Origin of the sequence: Paenibacillus sp. FSL L8-0340 (genome assembly GCF_038593145.1) — a bacterium.
Lineage (GTDB): Bacteria > Bacillota > Bacilli > Paenibacillales > Paenibacillaceae > Paenibacillus_AQ.
In genome coordinates this window covers 1,120,736-1,140,441 of sequence record NZ_CP151967.1, presented here as the reverse complement: position 1 = coordinate 1,140,441, position 19,706 = coordinate 1,120,736, and the positions used below count along the sequence as shown (strand labels likewise).

At 51.5% G+C, this 19,706-nt stretch carries 16 protein-coding genes and 1 riboswitch; all 16 genes read right to left on the bottom strand.

Going from position 1 to position 19,706, the window contains the following annotated elements; translation table 11 throughout:
• Window positions 1-37: 37 nt before the first annotated feature.
• The gene (locus NST07_RS05175; protein ID WP_342481172.1) at window positions 38-2,437 is read right to left on the bottom strand and encodes a PA14 domain-containing protein; all 2,400 of its coding nucleotides are present in this window, start codon (window positions 2,435-2,437) and stop codon (window positions 38-40) included.
• Between the two features lie 12 nt (window positions 2,438-2,449).
• Window positions 2,450-2,530, bottom strand: a riboswitch (cyclic di-GMP riboswitch).
• Between the two features lie 136 nt (window positions 2,531-2,666).
• The gene (locus tag NST07_RS05170) at window positions 2,667-4,040 is read right to left on the bottom strand and encodes a sugar phosphate nucleotidyltransferase (protein WP_341090052.1); all 1,374 of its coding nucleotides are present in this window, start codon (window positions 4,038-4,040) and stop codon (window positions 2,667-2,669) included.
• A 462-nt stretch (window positions 4,041-4,502) separates the two neighbouring features.
• Window positions 4,503-5,843 (bottom strand): UDP-glucose/GDP-mannose dehydrogenase family protein, encoded by a 1,341-nt coding sequence (locus tag NST07_RS05165; protein ID WP_341090050.1) that lies wholly within the window; start codon window positions 5,841-5,843, stop codon window positions 4,503-4,505.
• Window positions 5,844-5,847: 4 nt separating this feature from the next.
• A complete protein-coding gene (locus NST07_RS05160) occupies window positions 5,848-6,948 on the bottom strand; it encodes a glycosyltransferase (RefSeq protein ID WP_038586514.1) in 1,101 nt (366 codons plus the stop codon).
• Between the two features lie 98 nt (window positions 6,949-7,046).
• Window positions 7,047-8,186, bottom strand: a complete 1,140-nt coding sequence (locus tag NST07_RS05155) for a glycosyltransferase family 4 protein (RefSeq protein WP_341090049.1) — start codon at window positions 8,184-8,186, stop codon at window positions 7,047-7,049.
• On the bottom strand, window positions 8,180-9,373 hold the full coding sequence (locus NST07_RS05150; protein ID WP_341090047.1) for a glycosyltransferase family 4 protein: 1,194 nt from the start codon (window positions 9,371-9,373) through the stop codon (window positions 8,180-8,182). The genes NST07_RS05155 and NST07_RS05150 overlap by 7 nt, the downstream gene beginning before the upstream one ends.
• Window positions 9,360-10,214, bottom strand: a complete 855-nt coding sequence (locus NST07_RS05145) for a glycosyltransferase family 2 protein (RefSeq protein ID WP_038586505.1) — start codon at window positions 10,212-10,214, stop codon at window positions 9,360-9,362. Before NST07_RS05145 ends, NST07_RS05150 begins: the two co-directional genes overlap by 14 nt.
• A 245-nt stretch (window positions 10,215-10,459) precedes the next feature.
• Entirely contained in the window at window positions 10,460-11,845 is a 1,386-nt protein-coding gene (locus NST07_RS05140; protein ID WP_341090046.1) for an oligosaccharide flippase family protein, read from the bottom strand.
• A complete protein-coding gene (locus NST07_RS05135; RefSeq protein ID WP_341097562.1) occupies window positions 11,811-13,241 on the bottom strand; it encodes an O-antigen ligase family protein in 1,431 nt (476 codons plus the stop codon). The genes NST07_RS05140 and NST07_RS05135 overlap by 35 nt, the downstream gene beginning before the upstream one ends.
• Before the next feature lie 109 nt (window positions 13,242-13,350).
• A complete protein-coding gene (locus NST07_RS05130; RefSeq protein WP_341090045.1) occupies window positions 13,351-14,124 on the bottom strand; it encodes a WecB/TagA/CpsF family glycosyltransferase in 774 nt (257 codons plus the stop codon).
• A complete protein-coding gene (locus NST07_RS05125; RefSeq protein ID WP_342481171.1) occupies window positions 14,121-15,467 on the bottom strand; it encodes an O-antigen ligase family protein in 1,347 nt (448 codons plus the stop codon). Before NST07_RS05125 ends, NST07_RS05130 begins: the two co-directional genes overlap by 4 nt.
• 9 nt (window positions 15,468-15,476) lie before the next feature.
• On the bottom strand, window positions 15,477-16,412 hold the full coding sequence (locus tag NST07_RS05120; protein ID WP_038598671.1) for a glycosyltransferase: 936 nt from the start codon (window positions 16,410-16,412) through the stop codon (window positions 15,477-15,479).
• 25 nt (window positions 16,413-16,437) lie between these two features.
• Window positions 16,438-17,130: a sugar transferase gene (locus NST07_RS05115; protein WP_038586491.1), complete on the bottom strand. Its 693-nt coding sequence runs from the start codon at window positions 17,128-17,130 to the stop codon at window positions 16,438-16,440.
• A gap of 42 nt (window positions 17,131-17,172) precedes the next feature.
• The gene (gene galU, locus NST07_RS05110; RefSeq protein WP_038586488.1) at window positions 17,173-18,060 is read right to left on the bottom strand and encodes a UTP--glucose-1-phosphate uridylyltransferase GalU; all 888 of its coding nucleotides are present in this window, start codon (window positions 18,058-18,060) and stop codon (window positions 17,173-17,175) included.
• 29 nt (window positions 18,061-18,089) lie between these two features.
• Window positions 18,090-18,731 carry a CpsD/CapB family tyrosine-protein kinase gene (locus tag NST07_RS05105; RefSeq protein ID WP_341090042.1) on the bottom strand — a complete coding sequence of 214 codons (642 nt, stop codon included), beginning with the start codon at window positions 18,729-18,731 and terminating at the stop codon, window positions 18,090-18,092.
• Window positions 18,715-19,455: a Wzz/FepE/Etk N-terminal domain-containing protein gene (locus tag NST07_RS05100; RefSeq protein WP_341090041.1), complete on the bottom strand. Its 741-nt coding sequence runs from the start codon at window positions 19,453-19,455 to the stop codon at window positions 18,715-18,717. Before NST07_RS05100 ends, NST07_RS05105 begins: the two co-directional genes overlap by 17 nt.
• Window positions 19,456-19,706: the final 251 nt, after the last annotated feature.

Below are 19,706 nucleotides of genomic sequence, written 5' to 3'. Positions count from 1 at the left end.
CCCGCCGGTGAATACAGAAGCTAACCAGTCGCTCTGCTTAGGAAGCGGAAGGAAGAAACAGGGCGCTCGCAGGAACAGTACCCTTCACTTGGCTTGGGCTTTCCCACATTAGACGCGCTCTGGCATCCCCTTGATTCTCGTAATACTCCACTTTAATATCATATAGCTGCCCGGCATTCAGGCTGATGCTTCCCATGCGTTCGGTTCCACTCTGTTTCATCCAGCTGTCAATCACAAGACTGTCATTGACCCAAACGCGGATGCCGTCATCTGAAGTAGTATAGATTGTGTACGTTTCACTGTAGAGCGGCTTAATCTTGCCGCTCCAGCGTACGGAGAAGAAATCGATGCCGATTGCAGCATCCGGGGTGCCTTGACGCCAATTGAAATCAAGAATGGCGTCGTTACGTACAAGTGCCGGAGTGCCTGACAGCAGCATATTATTGAAATATTCTGCCTTTAGTCCATTCTCAGCAGGTGCTGCTGTCGGTGTTGGCACTGGTGTTGGTGCTGCTGTCGTTTGCACCGGTGTTGGCGTTGGAGCTGGCATCGGTGTTGGTGCTGCCGTTGGCATTGGTGCTGGCGTCGGTGTTGGCGTTGGTGCTGGCGTCGGTGTTGGTGTTGCCGTTGGCACCGGTGTTGGCGTTGCTGTCGGTGTTGGCACCGGTGTTGGTGCTGCCGTTGCCGTTGAGGCTGGTGCTGCTGTCGCCGCTAAAGCCGGTTTTGCAATCAGGCTGAGTGTACTGTCCAATTCTGTCTGGCTGGCAGCAGCTGCCCCGGCATTCACAAACAATGCGCTGGCCGGAACCGTCACTTTGGCTTGGCTTTGACTTTGCCACATTAAGCGGATATTCGCATCGCCGGCATTCTCGTAATACTCAACCTTGATGTCGTACAACTGACCGCCTGTTAAAGCGATGCTTCCGGTACGCTCGGCTCCGCTCTGTTTCATCCAGCTGTCAATGACAGCTTTACCGTTAATATAAACGCGGATACCGTCATCCGAAGTGGTAAAAAACTGATAAGTCTCACTATACGTTGGCTTGATTTGACCGGTCCAGCGGACGGAGAAGGAATCTATACCGATTGAAGGATCCGGCGAACCCTGGCGCCAGTTAAAATTAAGCAATGCATCATTGCGCACCAAGGCGGGCGTACCGGAAAGCGTCATGTTTTTGAAGTACTCTCCCTTAAGTCCGCTCACCACAGGCGCTTCCACTGAATCATTAGAGTCAGGCGTTGGTACAGGTGCTGGCGTAACCTTAGGTGTTGGCGTTGCCGTAGATGTTGCCGTTGGTGTTGGCGTCGATGTTGCCGTTGGCGTTGGCGTCGGTGTTGCCGTTGCCGTTGCTGTCGGTGTTGCCGTCGGTGTTGGCGCAGTGGCCGGTGCACTCCAACTCTTATATTGATCCCGGGTCAGTGTATAGCTATCGCTCATGAAACTCTTAATCGTAGTTGTGCTGTTTTTCTCATAGAGCATTTTTCCCCAGTTCATCATGAAAACGAAATTTTTCTGGGAGAGCTTCAGTTTGGCTGTGCTGGGCATCTCACCGTTCTCACCAATACCTATCGGTTTACCGGCAGCCAGACTAAGCAAACTGTCATAGTACTTATTCATATAATCGTTATCATATATATCTGCTGCAAGAACATCCACTTTGCTAGCGCCCGGATAGGTCAGCGCATAAGGATCGGACCAGGCATTCGGTGCATTAGGGTTCCATACCCACAACAGATTGTTTAATTGATGAACGTTCACGAAACGGTCATACATAATATTCCACAGTTCAGCAAAATTACTTTTCTTCCCCCACCAGAACCAGTTGCCGTTCATTTCATGATAAGGTCTCCAAAGTACAGGAACGCCCGCATCCCGCAAGCTTTTAAGAGACACCGCCACTTTATCCAGATCCGTGATCAGGCTGGCGTATTCTGTCGTGCCCGGCGTTACATACCTGTTAAATTCCGCTTGGGTGAGCGGCTTCTGCACATTGGACCAGAGGTACGCCGTCCCCGGCAGATTCTGATGAAAGGTCATTGTGACAATGCCGCCGTTCTTGTACCAGTTGATCGCGCTGTTCACCACATTCTTGCGCTGCGAAGCAGCCGTACTCTCCGACTGGCCGCTAATTACGCCAAGCTCATATCCGTGAAGAGCAGCATATTCTCCGCTTGTTCCCTTCAGCTTGTTGCTGAATTCATCCGGGCTCTCCAAATAATCGTGCTGTCCAGTGATAATCCCTTTTCCGGTAATGGAATAGAGGTTACTAAGCAGCTTGACAGCTTCGGCTGAAGCGTCCGGATTAACCGGCACTGCTGTGCTTGATGAGGCTTCTGCGGTTGAAGGCGACAGCCCAAACCCTAAAGGCACAGTGGTTAACAATATGGCAAGAGACAACAATGTGGACAGCAGACGAGACTTACGGTAAGTTTTCAAAATTATCTTCCTTTCGGTAGCCAGGCTGCCACTCTTGCGAAGGCCCTATGGCTTTGCGTCCCTATCTTTCGATTAGGTTTGCCTTGTCGTTTTGGAAGGATTTATCCCTCTTACCGTAAGTATCGTCCCTATGAAGTTTTTATTTAGAGCATTAATAAAAATAGATTAATAAATGGTTCTAAATGCCTGTTTTAGATTTGCAACAATTGGTTAAATAGATTATTTAGGCCTACGAGATAAACTGTTGCAAAGCTATATCTTCCCAATCCAAGGTGATGCGGATGTTATCCTCTTCTACCAGTTCCGAACCGGTCTGTACCTCAATAAACTCTACATCCGTCAGCGCAAGGATCGCATGTTTGGTGCCTTCCGGTATACGAACCACATCTCCTGCCTTGACATTATGCATCTTCTCATTAATCACAATGCTTGCTTCACCGCTGACAAATGTCCAAATTTCACTGCGTTTATGGTGCAGCTGGTAACTGATATTTTTACCCTCTTCGATAAAAATCCGTTTGGTCAGCACTTCATTTCCCTCATCGTATTTCACATAATCTATGACTTTATAATGGCCCCAGCGGCGTTCTTCGTACATCGGTCTTTGTTCAAAAGACTTCAGCACTTCCTTGATTCTCGGACTCTCCGCTTTATGGGTAACCAAAATCCCGTCCGGGCTGGCAGCGATAATCAGATCCTTCGCACCGATCACCGTAATCGGAATATCCAGCTCATTAATCAGGCATGTGCCTTCGGAATCCGCCGTCACGAACCCTTTGCCTACATGATTGCTGTTCATTTCTTCAGTTAGCGTGTTCCAGGTTCCCAGATCCTTCCAGAACCCGGCATAAGGCTGAACTACGATTTTCTCCTCTTTTTCCACCACTTCATAGTCAAAGCTGATGGAAGCAAGCAGTTTGTACTGCTTCTGCAGTTCCTCATAGTTCAGCGGCAATCCCTTACGCTGCAGAATATCAAGCAGATAACCCAGGCGGAACGCGAACACGCCGCAGTTCCAGAGGGCATTCCGGCTGATCAGTTCCTCGGCCTGCTCACGGTCAGGTTTCTCCTGGAAGTGGCTTACCTGCAGATAGCCGCTTGCTCCCGCCTCAGCGCTGGTAGGAATGATGTATCCGTATTTTTCTGAAGCATGTTCGGGTACTACACCCATTAGCGCCAGGTTCGCTCCGCTCTCCTGCATCGTTTGCTCAAGCTGCACTACTGTATCGAAGAAGGCGGCTTCCACATAAGGATCGACCGGGAGGATGGCCACGGTCTCGCTTGGCGAAACGCCTTCCATGGAATACAGGTAGGCTGCTGTCAGGGCAATCGCCGGAAACGTATCGCGGCGTTCCGGCTCAACGATGATAGGCACCTCGCTGCCAAGCTGGCTCTGAATCATTTCCACCTGGCTGCGGCCGGTAGCCAGATAAGCCGAACCCGACATATTAGCTTCCTCCAGCTGCCGCCATACCCGTTGCACCATGGATTCCGGTTCCCCCGTTGGGCTCTCAAGTACCTTCAGAAATTGCTTCGAACGTGAATCGTTAGACAATGGCCAGAGACGTTTACCTGAACCGCCTGATAGAAGTACCAGTTTCATATGGAACCCTCCTCATTATGTGTTGACGCAAAAATATCGGATTGTTATTGTGAGCTACGAGCTAAACAGCAACCTCGAGATGCTAGAATGTTTATAGCGCGCTGTTGCTGCGCGATAGCCTTCAGATACAACTGTTACGGGAGTCACTGCAAGGAATGTTTGGACTTTCGGCCGCTGTTGTCTGCAGATTTCTTGATTTATACCGCTGTCCGCGGTGGAAATCCGCAGACAAAGGCGGACGCATTCGCTCCTACAGTTCCAAAATTCCTCTCCGTTCCATTCCATAACAGCTTCCTTAGATGGATTCCAGCTGGGCTATGCGCCCTAGCAAGACATTCACGCCCGCGGCTTGCACCCGCAGGCGAAGCTCCCTGCTAAAGATCCGGCATTGCCGCTTGGTTGGCGGCAGGTAAGAGCGAAGTGCTTTACAGAGCTGAGAACTTAGCAGAGCAAGCTTGAGGCTTAGACCGCACCAGCCACGCTGGCCGAATACCCGCTCAGTCCGCCCATTTGCGGGCGTCCGACGGAATGGTACTCCAGGCCGGTGCCTTCGATCTGCTCCTTGGAGTAGACGTTGCGGCCGTCGATCAGAACCTGGCGGCGCATACTGCCCGCCAAGCGATGCAGGTCGATATCCTTGAACTGGCTCCAGTCGGTCAGCAGGCATACGGCATCGCTGCCTTCTGCCGCCTCTTCCGGCAGGCCGCACCAGCGGAGCTGCGGATGATCGTATTGCATTTTGAAGTTATCGGCGGCAATCGGATCATAGAGCTTCACTGTAGCTCCCTCCGCTACCAGCGCTTCGACGATTTCCCGGGCAGGTGCCTCGCGTACATCATCGGTATTCGGCTTGAAGGCTAACCCCCAAATTCCGATAACCGCGCCGCGCAGGCTGCCAAGCGACTCATGAAGTTTGGAAATAATCATAAACCGCTGCCCTTTATTCACCTCAACCACCGATTTCAGCAGCTTGAACTCATAGTCCACGTTGCCGGCGATCTGGATCAGTGCATTGGTATCTTTCGGGAAACAGGAGCCTCCATAACCGATTCCGGCCTGCAGGAAGCTTGAGCCGATTCTCCGGTCCATCCCCATGCCTTCCGCCACTTCGGTTACATCAGCTCCCACTTTTTCACAGATGTTGGCAATTTCGTTGATAAAGGAGATTTTGGTTGCCAGGAACGCGTTCGATGCATATTTAATCATTTCCGCACTGCGGATATCCGTTACGAAAATATTTTCAGTGAAGCCTTGATGAAGCTGGCGCATCGTTGGCTCCAAAAGCGGATTATCCAGACCAATCACAATCCGGTCAGGATGAAGCGTATCGCGGATCGCCGAGCCTTCACGCAGGAATTCAGGAGCGGAGACGATATCGAAGGGATGATTCGTGTGGGAAGCAATCAGATTGCGGATTTTCTCATTTGTGCCAACCGGTACAGTCGACTTGGTCATGATGATTTTATAGCCTTCCATTGCTTGCGCAATTTCTTTGGCTGCTCCCTCGATATACGTTAAATCCGCTTCGCCGCCCGGCAGGGAAGGCGTTCCAACAGCAAGGATGACGATATCAGAAAGGCGCACCGATTCCTGCAAATCCGCCGAAAAGGATAATCTGCCCTCACGGAGATTCATTTCGATCAATGCCTCAATACCCGGTTCATAGATGGGGGATTCCATCCGGTTCAACTTTTTGATTTTTTCCTCATCCTTATCGACACAGATGACATGATTCCCGTTAAGTGTAAAACATACGCCAGATACAAGACCGACATAGCCGGTACCGATTACTGCCAGCTTCATATAATCATCCTCCTTTAAGAAAATTAACGTAGGCCTGTTCCACATACTGCTTGAACTGAACCATAAACGTCTGTTCATCGAATTTATGCGCATGCCCCATAATCTTGCTGATGTCCCACGCATAGGACTCCACTTCGTGGATAGCCTTCAGCAGATCATCCACTTCCTGATTCTGAAAGAATACGCCATTGACATAAGGAACTATGGTATCCAGCGCCCCTCCGGCCTGATAAGCAATGACCGGTCTTCCTGCGGCATTCGCCTCCAGGGGCGTGATTCCGAAATCTTCTTCTCCCGGAAAAATAAACGCCCGGCATTTCGACATCAGGCCCGTAACCTCTTCATCCTCCAGCCGGCCCAGAAAAGTGACATTATCTTTGGCCATTCCCTCCAGACGCTTACGGTCCGGCCCGTCGCCGACGATATAGAGCTTAAGGCCATTCCGGCTAAAAGCCTCCACTGCCAGGTCGATCCGTTTGTAGGATACAAGCCGCGAGACGATCAGGTAATAGTCGCCGATAGAACTGGAACTTGTGAAGCGGGCTGTATTGATCGGCGGGAAGATCACATCGGCATCCCTATGGTAATAGTTCTGAATCCGCGTCTTCACTACGGAAGAGTTGGCCACGAACTGGTTTACATTTTTGGATGTCCGCTGATCCCAGGTCTTGAGCCGCTGCATATAGACCTTGAGCAGTCTTTTGAACAGTCCGGAATTCGATTGCCGCTCCATGTACGTGTCATAATCCCAGGCAAAGCGCATTGGCGTATGACAGTAGCATAGATGAAACGTGGATTCAGGAACCTTTATGCTTTTCATAAAAGCACTGCTGGAGCTCAGGACGATATCGTACCCGCTAAAGTCCAAATCACGAATGGCCATCGGATAAAGTGGCAATACCCCTTTAAAATTGGCCTTCACTCCCGGGATCTTCTGCAGCCAGGAGGCCCGGATATCCGCATCTTTGAGGTTGTCGGTCAGGCGGCTTCCGTTAAACACCGTCGTGAAGATCGGAGCCTCCGGATACATGTGGTGAAAGACCTCCACAACTCTTTCCGCTCCGCCCATTTGGATTAAGTAATCGTGCGCTATCGCAATTTTCATGTAAATCATCCTCAAAGTTTTATGGAGCAGCATCATCAAGTAGTGAATGCATGGAAGGAACGGTGCCCTTAAGCTTTAGCATTGTCCGGAAAAACAGCTCAGGTTGCGGCGAGCAATCCTTTGTAATAAGCGACGATGTCCTTTACCGTATTCTCGATGACAAAATGCTCTTTTACCCGCTTCATTCCACTTTCGGCCATCCTTCTTCGCTCTTCGGGATGGTTCAGCATCCAGGTGATGGAATCTGCAAGTACGACTGGGTCTCCAGGCTGGATCAGCAGCCCCGTTACACCGGGAACCACAATCTCTACCGGGCCGCCTTCATTGGAGGCGATTACCGGCAGTCCAGCCGCCATGCCTTCGACGATAACCTGGCCGAATGGCTCGGGGGTAATCGAAGTGTGAATCAGCAAATCAGCAGTTTTCATAAGGCCTTGTATGTCATCCACATGACCCAGCAGTTTGACGTTGGTAAGCCCATCCTGCTGCATCTTCTGAATTAATTCCTGTTTATATTCCTCTTCCCCGAACAGAGCATCACCGGCCAGCCAGAACTGGACACGACTGTCATCCTTGAACGCTTTGGCGGCCTCCAGCACGATATGCTGGCCTTTCCAGTGCGCCAGCCGGCCCACCAGCAGGACGTTGAAATTCTTCTGGTCCCGTCTGCCGATGCTTTCGCCGATTGCTTTGGCAAAAGCGGAGTAGACCACCAGTGTCTTCTTCGAACGCGGCAGCTCCAGCGCATTCAGCGTGGAATGGGAATTGGCAATCACGCCATTGGGAAGCAGGCGTGACAGCAGCCGGATCGCCTTGGCGACAACCGGCTTTAGGTACGGGGCACCGATATGGTCCCGGATATGCCAGATCAGCGGCACTCCCGCTTTCTTCGCGGCAACTGCACCGTAGAAGGCCGATTTCAGGGAGTTGGTGTGCACACAATCCACCTTTTCCTGTTTGAGCAGCGGCGCCAGCTTGCGGCCGTAAGCCAGCAGCTTGAACGCCGCAGCCGGAGCACCGAGATTGACGGCATTTCTGCCGCGGCTGCGGATGCTCTCATCAAGCGGGATGATCCGGACGTCGATACCTTTTTCCCGCAGACGTTCAGCCAGTGCCCCTTCTTCAGCCAGAATGACCAGCGGCTGAATCTCTTTGCCGATGTTGGTGAGGATGTTGAACAGCGCAACCTCTCCTCCGCTCCACTTGGCGGTGTGATCAATATAAGCGACCTTTAGCATCCTGCAGCCACACCCTTTCCCAATGTTTGAAGGAATACCGATTCCACTTGATCGCCCACATGCTGCCAGGTGTATTTCTCCAGCACATGGTTTCTGCATTCGTCACGGCCGGGAAGCAGCTTGCGGTTGCTGAGCATATGAATCATGCCTTCCGCCATATCCTCACTGGTCGAACCCTTGAACAGCAGCTCCGGGCGGAAGCCCTGCAGGATCTCTTTGTTGCCTCCGACCGGAGTAGCCATAACCGGAAGCCCGGAAGCCAGTGCTTCAACGGTGATAAGTCCAAAGCCCTCGAGTGCCTGTGAAGGAACCACGAACATGTCAGCAGCCTGGTAGTAGGAAGCCAGTTCATGATCGGGAATGTAGCCAAGCAGCCTGACTTTGTTACTGAGACCGTAATCAGAGATTTTTTCTTCCAGCTCTCCGCGCAGCGGACCTTTGCCTCCGATCAGCAGAATCGCGTTCGGGAACCGCTCGGATACCTGCTTCCAGGCTTCCAAAAGCTGCAGCAGCCCCATCCGGTTCATCAGCCGCCGGACCGTCAGTACCGTCGTTGCTCCCTCCGGCAAATTCAGCGTCCGGCGGACAGCCAGCCGGTTGCTGGCAGGGATGAACCGCTCCACATTGGCCGCACCCGGGATCACGATGATTTTGTGCAGCGGCACACCATGCAGACTGTGCAGCATGTCGCGGAAATACTCGCTAAGTACAATGAACTGGTCGGCCAGCTTGTAGGCCTTGCGTTCAATAGATTTGGCAATCGTTGTTTTGACCCGGTGCTTAATGCCCTGGCCTTCGATCTTCATCTCTTCATTCCATGGGCCATGAAAAGTCATGACCACCGGAATCCCCCGCTTCTTCGCTTCCATTGCCGGCCCAACCCCGTAAGGTGCGAAGTGGGTATATAGGATATCAATGCGCCCGCTCCCGCTGCCCATCAAATCTGCAGCTTTACGCTGAAAAGCATCCTTACGCTTCCAGATGGTTTCCTTGGGATCTCCGGCGTTATGAATAATCAGTTCCTTCGAGGTGGACGGCGTCTCCTGACTGCAGATCAGCGCATGCACCTGGTTGCGTGAGGAGAGCTGCTCGCAAACGGATTTAAAATAAGTGTTAAGCCCGCCGGGCTGTAACGAGGGCCAACTAAGGCCTGTCGTCATAATGTTTAATCCGTCACTGTACGGCATAGCTTCTCTCCCCTTTCTTTTCTTTCTCGGCCTGCCCCTGTGCGTTGTGCTGGGCCAGCTTGCCGGAGCTGTTCAATTCGTAATGCTTGAAGCCGACCATGAATTCATACATCACCCAAAATACGGATACCGCGAACCCTGCAATGCCTTTCTTGAACAAACCGTGCAGAAAATATTTCTGCAGGAACCGTGCCGGCGGCCGCAGCAGCAGATTTCTCAGCTTAAACGGCTTGCCGCTCGCATAAGCGCTCTGCGCTTCCAGGTCGGTGTATTTATTAAACCGGGTTACATGGTCATTGATGCTGCGGAAGCCCTGATGCCAGAGCGTTCCGTTCAAGCGAACCGTCCGTTCCTCCAACACCTCGGGCATTTCATGCACCAGGGAGTTGCGGATGCCGTACTCCTTGCGGTTGTACAGCCGCACCAGATATTCGCCCTTGTCCAGCCATCTGCCCAGAAAATCACCGATCCGGTATAGCGAGTAAGCTACGCCCCGGTCCGTCAGCGCCGGCTTGCGCTCAAGAATATCCTTGGCCAGCTCATCGCTGACCACTTCATCGGTATCAATCAGGAAGACCCAATCATGGACGGCGCGTTCCACTCCGAATTCTCTTTGCTTCGCGTATCCGGGCCATGGGTTGACGTATACCCGGCAATCCAGGCTTTCGGCCAATTGCACCGTCCCGTCTTTGCTTCCTCCGTCGATTACAACCACCTCGTCGGCGAAAAGTCGGCAGGATTGAATTGCTTTGGATATTCGAATTTCATCATCCTGCGCAATGATGACAGCAGATATCGGGTAACTCCCCGGGCCGCCAAGCACGCTTGTCACTGAATCCATGAAGGTTTCCTCCTTTGTCTGTATGTTATTGGCTTACATTCTATTTCAGGCTGGTTGCCGCAGAACCGCTGCGATGACGGATGTCCTTCCAATCGCTGTTGTCTTCCGATTTCTTTGATTAGACCGCTGTTCGCGGTTGAAATCTGAAGACAAAGGCGACCGCTTCGCTTTTCCAGGTCATTCCGTCCTCTCCGCTAATCTGCCTTAAGCCTTCAATAAGGGTAGGCCAAACCAAATATTTCTTTTTAACCTTGGGTATCCGCGGGTTTTTTATGGATATAGGAATTCATCGTCGTCTTCATCCACTTAATGTCGTCCCCGTTGATCAGCAGCCGCGGCAGCTTGACCTTCAGGTTGTATTTAATATTGAGAATAATGAACAAGAACCGCAGTACAGCCGATGACAGCATCGCCACCCCTGCTCCGAACAATCCGAACTTCGGCACCAGCAGGAAGAGCATCGGGATCACCAGGATTAAGCCTACTCCCTGAAGAATGGATACGAATTTCGGTTTGCCAAGCGCCATAAAGACCTGAGCCAGAATCAGTGTGCCTCCGCTGATCGTAACTTCCAGCAGCAGCAGGCGGAATACGGTCAGCGCCGTATTGAAATCCTTCCCGTACAGCAACGGAATAACGAAGGGGGCCACCAGCATCAGGAACACTGCGCCGAGCAGGGTGCAGGTCGTACTGATCCGGAATGCTTTGAAGGTAAGGGCGATCGCCTCCTCCTTCGAGAGCTCAGAAGCCTTTGGAAAAAGCACCACGGTGATCGAGTTTGAGAAGAAGTTAACCATCCGCGACAAGCTCACTGCTACTGCGTACAGTCCCAAATCGGCTGGCCGCAGCAGACCGGCAATAATGATCTGGTCGATATAGCCGGAGAATTGGCCGAGCAGGTCATTTCCGTAAGAACCGAGGCCATACGTGAATAATCTTTTGAAATTCAGGTATGCATCCTTCAGCTTCACCCTGTATGTGCGGAGCAGCAAGATTGTCATTCCGATAAACAGCGGTACGGATGGAACCAAGTAAGCCAGGGCCGTAGTAAATGGATTCATATGATCCGTGAGGATCAGAATGCCAATGGCCGCGAGCGTCAGCAAAGGAACCAGATAACGCATCCAGTTAAAGGTCTTGTAATCCCCTCTGAACTGAAATGCCGCGTTGTTAATCTGCGAGATCACAATCAGCGGACACAGGATCATCGACCATTGTGCAAAAACCACCACCTCCGGACTGAAGGAATCCAGCCAGTAAGGAAGGACAAAGATTCCCACTGTCATGGCCACCATGCCAAACCCAAGGCCGATCATCAGCGCCACCCGGTAGAGCACCCCGGCCTCATCCGGATTCTTCTTGGCATTGTAGATCAGCGCCGAGGGAATACCGAAGCTCATACTGAACGCCAGAAACTGGGACCAGTTCACCATAGCTGTCTGTTCCCCGCGGCCTGTCGGCCCGAGATAGCGGGCAGTCAGCACACCCGTCAGCATATTAACCAGCAGAATCAGCACGCTGACGAACATGGTTTTTACGGCTGCCGAGCTGTTGTCCTTGCTCTTCGTGAATTTCTTGAGCGAGGACCAGACTGTGCTAGTGGGAAGTGATTTCGCGTTCAACTGCTGCATGTGGTGTTCCCTTCTTTCTGCTCTCAATAATCTCTTTGGCGCCTAGCCCAAGGCCGATCAGCATCCATATCAGATATCCCTTGAGTCCGGGGAATCCGTTGTCTGACACCAGGCTGACTACCGCCCCCATCCATGCTGCCAGCGATAGCCGGGCATAGGGCTGAAGACTGTCCTTGCTGGTGACTCTGACCACAATCTGTTTAATAACGGCCCCAAGTGCGCCGAAGAAGAATAAGGCGCCCAGTATTCCAAAGGTAAGCAGCAGTGCGATAACGCCGTTGTCCATGTTGCCGTACTCTCCAAGCTCCCCGCCGTTGCCAATCTTTGTTCCCTGGCCTACACTGCCTATTCCTTGGCCAACCGGATTAGCGGCTACCATCGGCAGCATGTTCTGCCATAAGCTGAGCCGTTCATTATAGGAGTGGTCTTCCTGCACGGAGGTAAGTGTCTCCATGCGTGCCACCAGCCCCTCTGCCCCCGGCAGCTTGGGAACGATCCAGATCAGCGCTACAGCGACAAAACCCAGCTGAAGCAGGGTTTTCCACTTCCCTTTGGAGGGAGAAGAGGCGATGTACACCAGCAGCATAACCAGCAGGACCAGCCAGGCGGAACGCACCAGCGTGGTCAGCAGACAGACCACAACGAGCAGGACACCGATCCAGCGCAGCGTGCCTTGCCATCTTTTCTCCAGAATCATCGGGACGAGGGCGAATACCAGGAAGGTCGCCGCCGGTCCGGGAGAATTCAGAGTGGAAAAGACGCGGATTTCCAAAGGATACGGTGTTCCGATGGACATCATATCCGCATTCCTCATCCAGAAAGCGTCCCAGGGAGGAACCGTCAGATATTGGATGATACCGTAGATCGCCACCAGGACTGCAATATTGGCAAAAGCGTACAGCAGCCGGTCAATATCCTTAGGCTTGAAACGCGTTACCGCGAAGAACGGAATCAACAGCAGCGGTACGATGTAGTTAGCCAAATCGTATACCGAGCCTATGCCGTTCTTCGCCAGTCCGATCAATGCGCCGTAGGCCAACGCTACCGAGAACAGCAGGATGATCCGTGTGGAGGATTTCCGGATTCTGTGGATTTCCTTCAGCACCGGAATCGCAAGTGTTGCTCCCGTCAGCAGAGGCGCCAGACTGAGCAGGGATACCGAGTGGTAGACCCCTTCGTACCAGTCGGCGATACGCCGCAGCTCCGGGGCCACCGCCCAGATCAGCAGAGTATAGGCGATCAGGTGTTTCGGCTTCAGCAGCGCCAGCAGGAAGGCGGGGAATAGAATCCCTGCCAGAATGACCCCCTGCAGACTGCTGGAAGAGCTGAGCTTCGCACTGGCGAAGCCGATCAGCAGCGGAAGCCCCAAGCACATAGCGCAGATCAGCGTCATCATGACGCCTGACTTCACCGAAGTGAGGGATGGCAATATCAGGTTGCTTTCATTCTGGCTCATCCTCTTCATTTCCCCACCTCCGCCCTATGGCCATCCAAATTTCGTATGTTTACTCAAATCTCCCGCCCTTGATCTTATCCCGCTTGCGCAGCTCTTTGAGCAGCAGGACCAGGAACTGGGCATCATCTACAAGATATCTTTTCCACAGGCGTCCCGGCTCCTGGCTCAGCCGCCAGAACCATTCAAGCCCTGTTTTCTGCATAAAGTCCGGCGCCCGTTTGACGGAGCCCGAGAGGAAATCAAACGTCGCTCCCACGCCGATGGAAATCGGCGCCCGGTAGGAGGTGTAATGCCGGTAGATCCATTTCTCCTGCTTCGGTGCGCCCACACCGACGAATACAATATCCGGCCGGGTTTCGGTCAGCATTTGGATAATACGCTGATTCTCTTCCTCGTTGTGCTCAAAACCGTAGGAGGGAGAATAACAGCCGACAATGTTCATGCCGGGATAAGCCGCCTTTAAATTCTTTGTCGCCCGCTCAGGCACACCTTCCGCCGAGCCCAGAAAGAACAGCCGGTACTTTCTTTGCTCGAAGGCGTCACCCAGGCGGCTGAAGAGATCTGATCCGGAGACCTTCTGCTTCAGCGGCTTGCCCAGCATCTTCGAAGCCCAGATCAGCGGCATTCCATCCGCCACTACGGCACCTGCTTCGGAATACACTGCCCTAAACTCTTTGTCCTTGCGAAGCTTGATCACATGATCGACATTGCAGGTCAGGATGTAGGATTGATTCCTTTCCTTAATGGTCTTGTCGATGTATTCAAGCAGATCCATGAAATCATAGTTATCGAAATTGACATCGAACATATTCACTTGGTTCATCGTATCACTTCTTTTTGTGGGGAATCGGTTGGCTGTGAAGATCGATACAGGCAGTTCAGGTACCAACAGAACGGAATAATAGATTGGACCGTCGACAGCGTGTTGTCGGAGAAAGAATAAATTAGAAACGCTGCAATAAAGAGCAGATAGTAAGGTTTGACCGGCGGTGCCAAAGCTCTGTAAACCAGAAGAAACACAGCCAATAAGGAAAGCAACAGCAGGATGGCGCCGACATATCCTCCATCGAAGTAGAACCGGATATACTCGTTGTGCGGAACCACAAAGCCTTTGTACAGCGACCCGTCATTGGCTACAGTCACTGCGCCGAGTCCTCTGCCCGCAAGGGGCGAATCCTCCGCTTTGTGCAGGAAATATTCCCAGGCCTCCGCCCGTCCCGACAAATCAACACCCGTTTCGGTCGTCCGTTCGAAGGAGCGCTTCTTGATGTTGTCCAGCTGTAGATAGACAGCCGAGACAATCAGGAGAAACGAACACAGCAGCGGAATCAGATATTGCGTTCTCCCCTTTAAGTACTGACGGGAAATGTCGTAAAAATAGTAGAGAACCATCAAAACCAGAGCTAATATCGGTCCCCGCGTCCCTGTTCCGATCAGGATTAGAAAGTTCAGCGCCAGCATGGTGTAGAAAAACTTGATATGCTGCGGGCTCCGTTTCACCTCAATAAATGCGATGCCCACTCCCATAAAAGCCAGCATAGCCAGATGCGCTGGAATGTTCGCCCCCTGTATCCGTATAGCGCCCGTGAACTCGATATCGAGAAATGAATGGATATGAGCCGCCTGCAGCACCACTCCAGCCAGCACGCTGACCAGCGGCAGCAAGGTGATGATGCGGATTTGCTTCTCAGCCACTTCTTTCTTCCAGTTGATCAGGAGAAATACGAAGGGAAGCGACAGACCGATAAAGGCTTTTATGGCAATGGATGAGCTCATCTCCGGCAGCCAGATCGAGAAGCCAAAGGTGATGAACACCAGTGCCACCATGGCCCAGAGCGGAGGACTGAGACGGAACTTCAGGCCATTGACCAGAATGCACGGCACCAGAAGCATCAGGATAACCAGCTTGTAGAGGGAAAGAATTTCAATCCCGAACATGCTGCCGTTATACAAGAAGTTAATGGAAATCGCCGTCGTCAACAGAACGAAATAACTGATCAGTTCAGGACGAGAGAGAGAGACAACCAGCAATATAATCAGGAGTACGGCAGCTACCGCAATTGCCGGCTGGTAAATGACCGCTGTTCCGAGGAACAGGGCAGACACCAGGTAGAGCATTCCGTATGGCAAAGCGTTGATTTTTGAGCCCCACCCAAAATTAGTCATTGTCTTCCCTCACCCCGCTGCAGATTGCCTCTTCCGGTTCCAAATCATATGAAGAGTTCCCCGAATGCTCTCCAGCCGGCATCTGTTCAGAAGCTTTCTTCCCTTGCTTCTGGAGAGGATCGAATCCGCCATGATATAGACTACTTTGGCGGCCGTCTTGACCAGCAGGATCAGATTGCCCTTCACACCTTCGCTTTTCATAGCGTTGGATATGCCTTGACTGTAATACCTTTTCATAATCCAATCTTCAGTCAGACGGCCTGCCGGTACGAAATGATCAACCGCCATCTGAGGATGATAGAGAATAGAATGTCCTTCTCCCTGTATTTGACCGAATAACCAGGTCTCTTCACCGGAGAGAAGTGAATCTCCCTTTCTTCCGAGCTCCAGAGGAAACAGGCTGATGTCAAATACAAGCTTACGCATAGCCATGTTGGCTCCGCAGGGATGCAGCCGTTTCGGATATTCCCTCACCCGGTCACCCAGATCAACAATCGTGTAAGGCAGTTCAAACGGCTTAATGAGCCATTCAGGCCGCTTACTTTCAAAGATCGGAGCGATCTTTCCGCCCATGGCCATCACTTCCGGATGTTGTTCAAAACTGTCAACAATCGTTGTTATCCAGGTTCGGCAAGGAATCGCATCATCATCAAGAAAGGCGATGATTGGCGACTTGGAAGCCAGAATCCCCGTATTTCGGGCTGCCGACAACCCCTGTACCGGTTCCAGAAGATAACGGATATCCATCTCTGCTCCTTCCGTCTCCATAAAGCGTTTGGTGACGGACGCCGTATCATCCTTGGAGTGGTTATCCACCACGATAATTTCTGCCTGATGCAGATTCTCCAATGACAGCAGCGATTGAAGGGTCTTGACTAGCAAAACCGATCGGTTATAGGTGCAGATAATGATGGAAATCTTAGGTACATCTCCGTATTCAAGCATCGGCAATCACCCAATTTCCATATTTTTAATAAGCATTTTTGGACCCGAGCAGCATTAGGGCGGTTTTCGCAATGATTTTGAGATCCAGCATCGTGCTCCGGATCTGGATGTAGGTTAAATCCAGCTGCACCATCTCGTCGAAGCCGACGCTGTTTCTGGCATTTACCTGCCAATAACCTGTGCAGCCCGGTGTAACTATAAGCCGCTGCTTGTCGTATTCCGAATACTGCGCCACCTCTTCAACGAGCGGAGGACGGGGGCCGACCAGACTCATATGGCCCATCAGCACGTTCCAGAGCTGAGGCAGTTCATCAATGCTCGTCTTGCGCAGAAATCTTCCCGTCCGTGTAATCCGGGGATCATTCTTGATTTTGAACATTGCGCCGCTCACTTCGTTATAAGCCATCAGATTCGCCTTCAGCTCCTCAGCATTAGACACCATAGATCTGAACTTATACATCGGGAAGAGCTTCTCTTCTTTGCCTACCCGGGTTTGCCGGAAGAACACTTTGCCTTTCGGATCCTCCAGCTTGATCAGGACAGCAACAAGAGTGAATAGCGGCAGCAGTACGAGAAGGCCAAGAGCGGAGAAAAAAATGTCGATAATCCGCTTCATCACCAGATAGGAATCCATCCCTTTATTTCCTTCTTTGGCATGCAGCATGTAAAGTTTCGGCAGGACGGCCTCATAGTCTTCCGGCAGTTTTTGCATGCTCATTTCTCCTCATTCCTCCTAAAGGTTTTGTGGTGCTCCTCATTTTTAGCTAAGCGTGGTTTGTCCGGCCTTGCTGAGCCATTCCGACATGGCATCCATTACCGGATAGCGCAAGTCCTCACTCTGCAGGGCAAATTCCAATGTGGTTAAAATATATCCAAGGCGTTCGCCGACATCATATCTCGTACCATCAAAGTTATAGGCATATACCCGCTCGCTTTGATTGAGCTTCTGGATCGCATCCGTGAGCTGAATCTCGCCGCCCGCACCTTTTTCCTGCAGGTCCAGGTATTTGAAGATCTTAGGAGTGAACACATAACGGCCCATAATGGCCAGATTGGAAGGCGCTGTACCCAGGGCTGGCTTCTCGACGAAGTTGTTAACCCGGTAAAGTCTTCCATCCTGCAGATCCGGTTCAATAATCCCGTAACGGTTAGTGAATTCATCCGGAATTTCCTGAACACCAATCACTGAGTTCTGCGTTTCTTCATATTGGTCGATCAGTTGCTTCAGGCAAGGAACCTGTCCGGTTACGATGTCATCACCGAGCATAACGCCAAAGGGCTCGTCTCCGATAAAACGTCTTGCGCACCATACTGCATGGCCCAATCCCTTTGGTTCCTTTTGGCGGATATAGTGTATTTCTACTTTAGAGGAACGCTGAACCTCTTTAAGCAGTTCCAGCTTGCCGTCCTCCAGCAGCCGGGATTCCAGTTCGAACGCATTGTCGAAATGGTCCTCAATTGCACGTTTACCTTTACCGGTAACGATAATGATATCCTCGATACCGGAAGCGATGGCTTCCTCTACGATGTATTGAATAGTTGGCTTGTTGATGATCGGCAGCATTTCCTTAGGCATTGCTTTCGTCGCGGGAAGGAAGCGCGTTCCTAGCCCAGCAGCAGGGATAATTACCTTTTTTACCTTTTTCATCGCACTTACCTCCTAAAAGTTTTGTGAGCTCATTTACTATGATTCATGGCAATGCCAAGAATTTTGGTTCCGGTCTGATCCATGAGCGTCTTCAGCTTGCGGAGCGCTTCACGCTTCGATTTGCCGTGCTTTGCCACAATGATGACACCGTCCGTCAGCGGGGCCAGGATTCTTGCATCACTGAACTCTACTGCCTGCGGCGAGTCGAGCAGGATAAGATCGAAGCTTGTTTTCAGCTCTTCCAGCAGAGCTGTCATCTTGTCGTTACCCAGCAGATCCGGCGGACTGACAGCGGTAATACCGGCAGGGATCACGGCCAGATTCGCCAAATTTCCGTAAACTGCGACATCTTTGGTTTCTTCAGTGCCGCCCAGATAAGCGGCAAGCCCATGGCTGCCTTCCACTTCAAACACGGAATGCAGTCCGGGATGTCTCAGGTTGCAATCCACAACGGCAACCCTCTTGCCATCCTGAACGAAAGAAACCGCCAGATTGGCCAGTAGCGTCGTCTTGCCTTCTCCGCCTTCCGCTGAAGTGAAGAGCAGCACTTTGCCTGCGTCTCCGCCAAGCAGTCCCAGCTGGCGGATATAGGTGCGCAGCGAGCGGAAGGATTCGGAGATATGCGAGGACGGATTCAAGTCCGTGATCAAACTTTTATTCAGCCGCAACATAAGCGCCCTCCCCTACTCTCGAATTAGCATTTGCTGCTTTACCCAAATCACGTTTGCGGATGGCAGGAATGCTTGCAATGACCGGCAGACCCAGGTCTAATTCGGCTTCCTTCTCACTCCGGAGCGTTCCATTGAGTGTTTCCATCAGCAGGATGATCCCTATTGCAGCCATCAGCGAAACTACAAAACTGATGATGATATTCATGTTGACGCCACCGTTGATCGGTCCGGGAACATCAGTTGGGTCAGCAGGCGTCAGGAATGTTACATTATCAAGCTTCATCAGTGTCGGCAAGCTGCGGATGAACGACTGTGAAACCGCGTTTACTATCCCGGCTGCCTTGCTGTAGCTTTCGTCCTGCACGCTGATATTGATGACCGAGCTTTTCTCTGAAGATTTCACCTGCAGCTTCGATGCCAGCTGGTCTTCCGTCAGATTGAATTCCGGGTGATCCGCTACAACATTCTTCATAATCGTGGGGGATTTCATGATTTCCTTATAGCTCTCGATGAGGTTAAGGCTGAAGTTTAGATTGTTTAGATTGTTGCTCTCGGGTACATTTGCGGTGTTATTGACCAGCAGCTGTCCGGAGGCGGAGTAGACGGGTACGACGAAGTTCTTGCTGACGTAGAAGGTGGTGGCGCAGGAGATTAATACAAACACCATGATTAACCATAACCTTTTCTTTATCAGGTTAATGTAATCCAAAATCGTCTTTTCCACAGTAACCCTCCTTCCGCATTAATTCTGAAAGCAATCATGAAAGTTTCAGATATCTTACTTTTATTCTATCAATCCATACGACTTGCCACATGGGTCATACCATCACTTTAATCTTCACTTTCGTGTGAGTCCTATTGGCACTTAAGTGTACCTCTATGGTATACTTTAGTAGTACACGCTTGGTAAATTGTAACAACTTATGGAAGGAACCCCTACACCAAGTCACCAAATTTGCTGAAAGCATCCAAGAA

Bases quoted from the DNA above. Each gene is read 5' to 3' on its own strand.
- NST07_RS05125 (WP_342481171.1), bottom strand. From the start codon at position 15,467: ATGACTAATTTTGGGTGGGGCTCAAAAATCAACGCTTTGCCATACGGA.
- NST07_RS05120 (WP_038598671.1), bottom strand. From the start codon at position 16,412: ATGCTTGAATACGGAGATGTACCTAAGATTTCCATCATTATCTGCACC.
- NST07_RS05155 (WP_341090049.1), bottom strand. From the start codon at position 8,186: ATGCTAAAGGTCGCTTATATTGATCACACCGCCAAGTGGAGCGGAGGA.
- NST07_RS05160 (WP_038586514.1), bottom strand. From the start codon at position 6,948: ATGAAAATTGCGATAGCGCACGATTACTTAATCCAAATGGGCGGAGCG.
- NST07_RS05105 (WP_341090042.1), bottom strand. From the start codon at position 18,731: ATGTTGCGGCTGAATAAAAGTTTGATCACGGACTTGAATCCGTCCTCG.
- NST07_RS05150 (WP_341090047.1), bottom strand. From the start codon at position 9,373: ATGCCGTACAGTGACGGATTAAACATTATGACGACAGGCCTTAGTTGG.
- galU (WP_038586488.1), bottom strand. From the start codon at position 18,060: ATGAAAAAGGTAAAAAAGGTAATTATCCCTGCTGCTGGGCTAGGAACG.
- NST07_RS05115 (WP_038586491.1), bottom strand. From the start codon at position 17,130: ATGAGCATGCAAAAACTGCCGGAAGACTATGAGGCCGTCCTGCCGAAA.
- NST07_RS05165 (WP_341090050.1), bottom strand. From the start codon at position 5,843: ATGAAGCTGGCAGTAATCGGTACCGGCTATGTCGGTCTTGTATCTGGC.
- NST07_RS05170 (WP_341090052.1), bottom strand. From the start codon at position 4,040: ATGAAACTGGTACTTCTATCAGGCGGTTCAGGTAAACGTCTCTGGCCA.
- NST07_RS05145 (WP_038586505.1), bottom strand. From the start codon at position 10,214: ATGGATTCAGTGACAAGCGTGCTTGGCGGCCCGGGGAGTTACCCGATA.
- NST07_RS05135 (WP_341097562.1), bottom strand. From the start codon at position 13,241: ATGATGACGCTGATCTGCGCTATGTGCTTGGGGCTTCCGCTGCTGATC.
- NST07_RS05130 (WP_341090045.1), bottom strand. From the start codon at position 14,124: ATGAACCAAGTGAATATGTTCGATGTCAATTTCGATAACTATGATTTC.
- NST07_RS05140 (WP_341090046.1), bottom strand. From the start codon at position 11,845: ATGCAGCAGTTGAACGCGAAATCACTTCCCACTAGCACAGTCTGGTCC.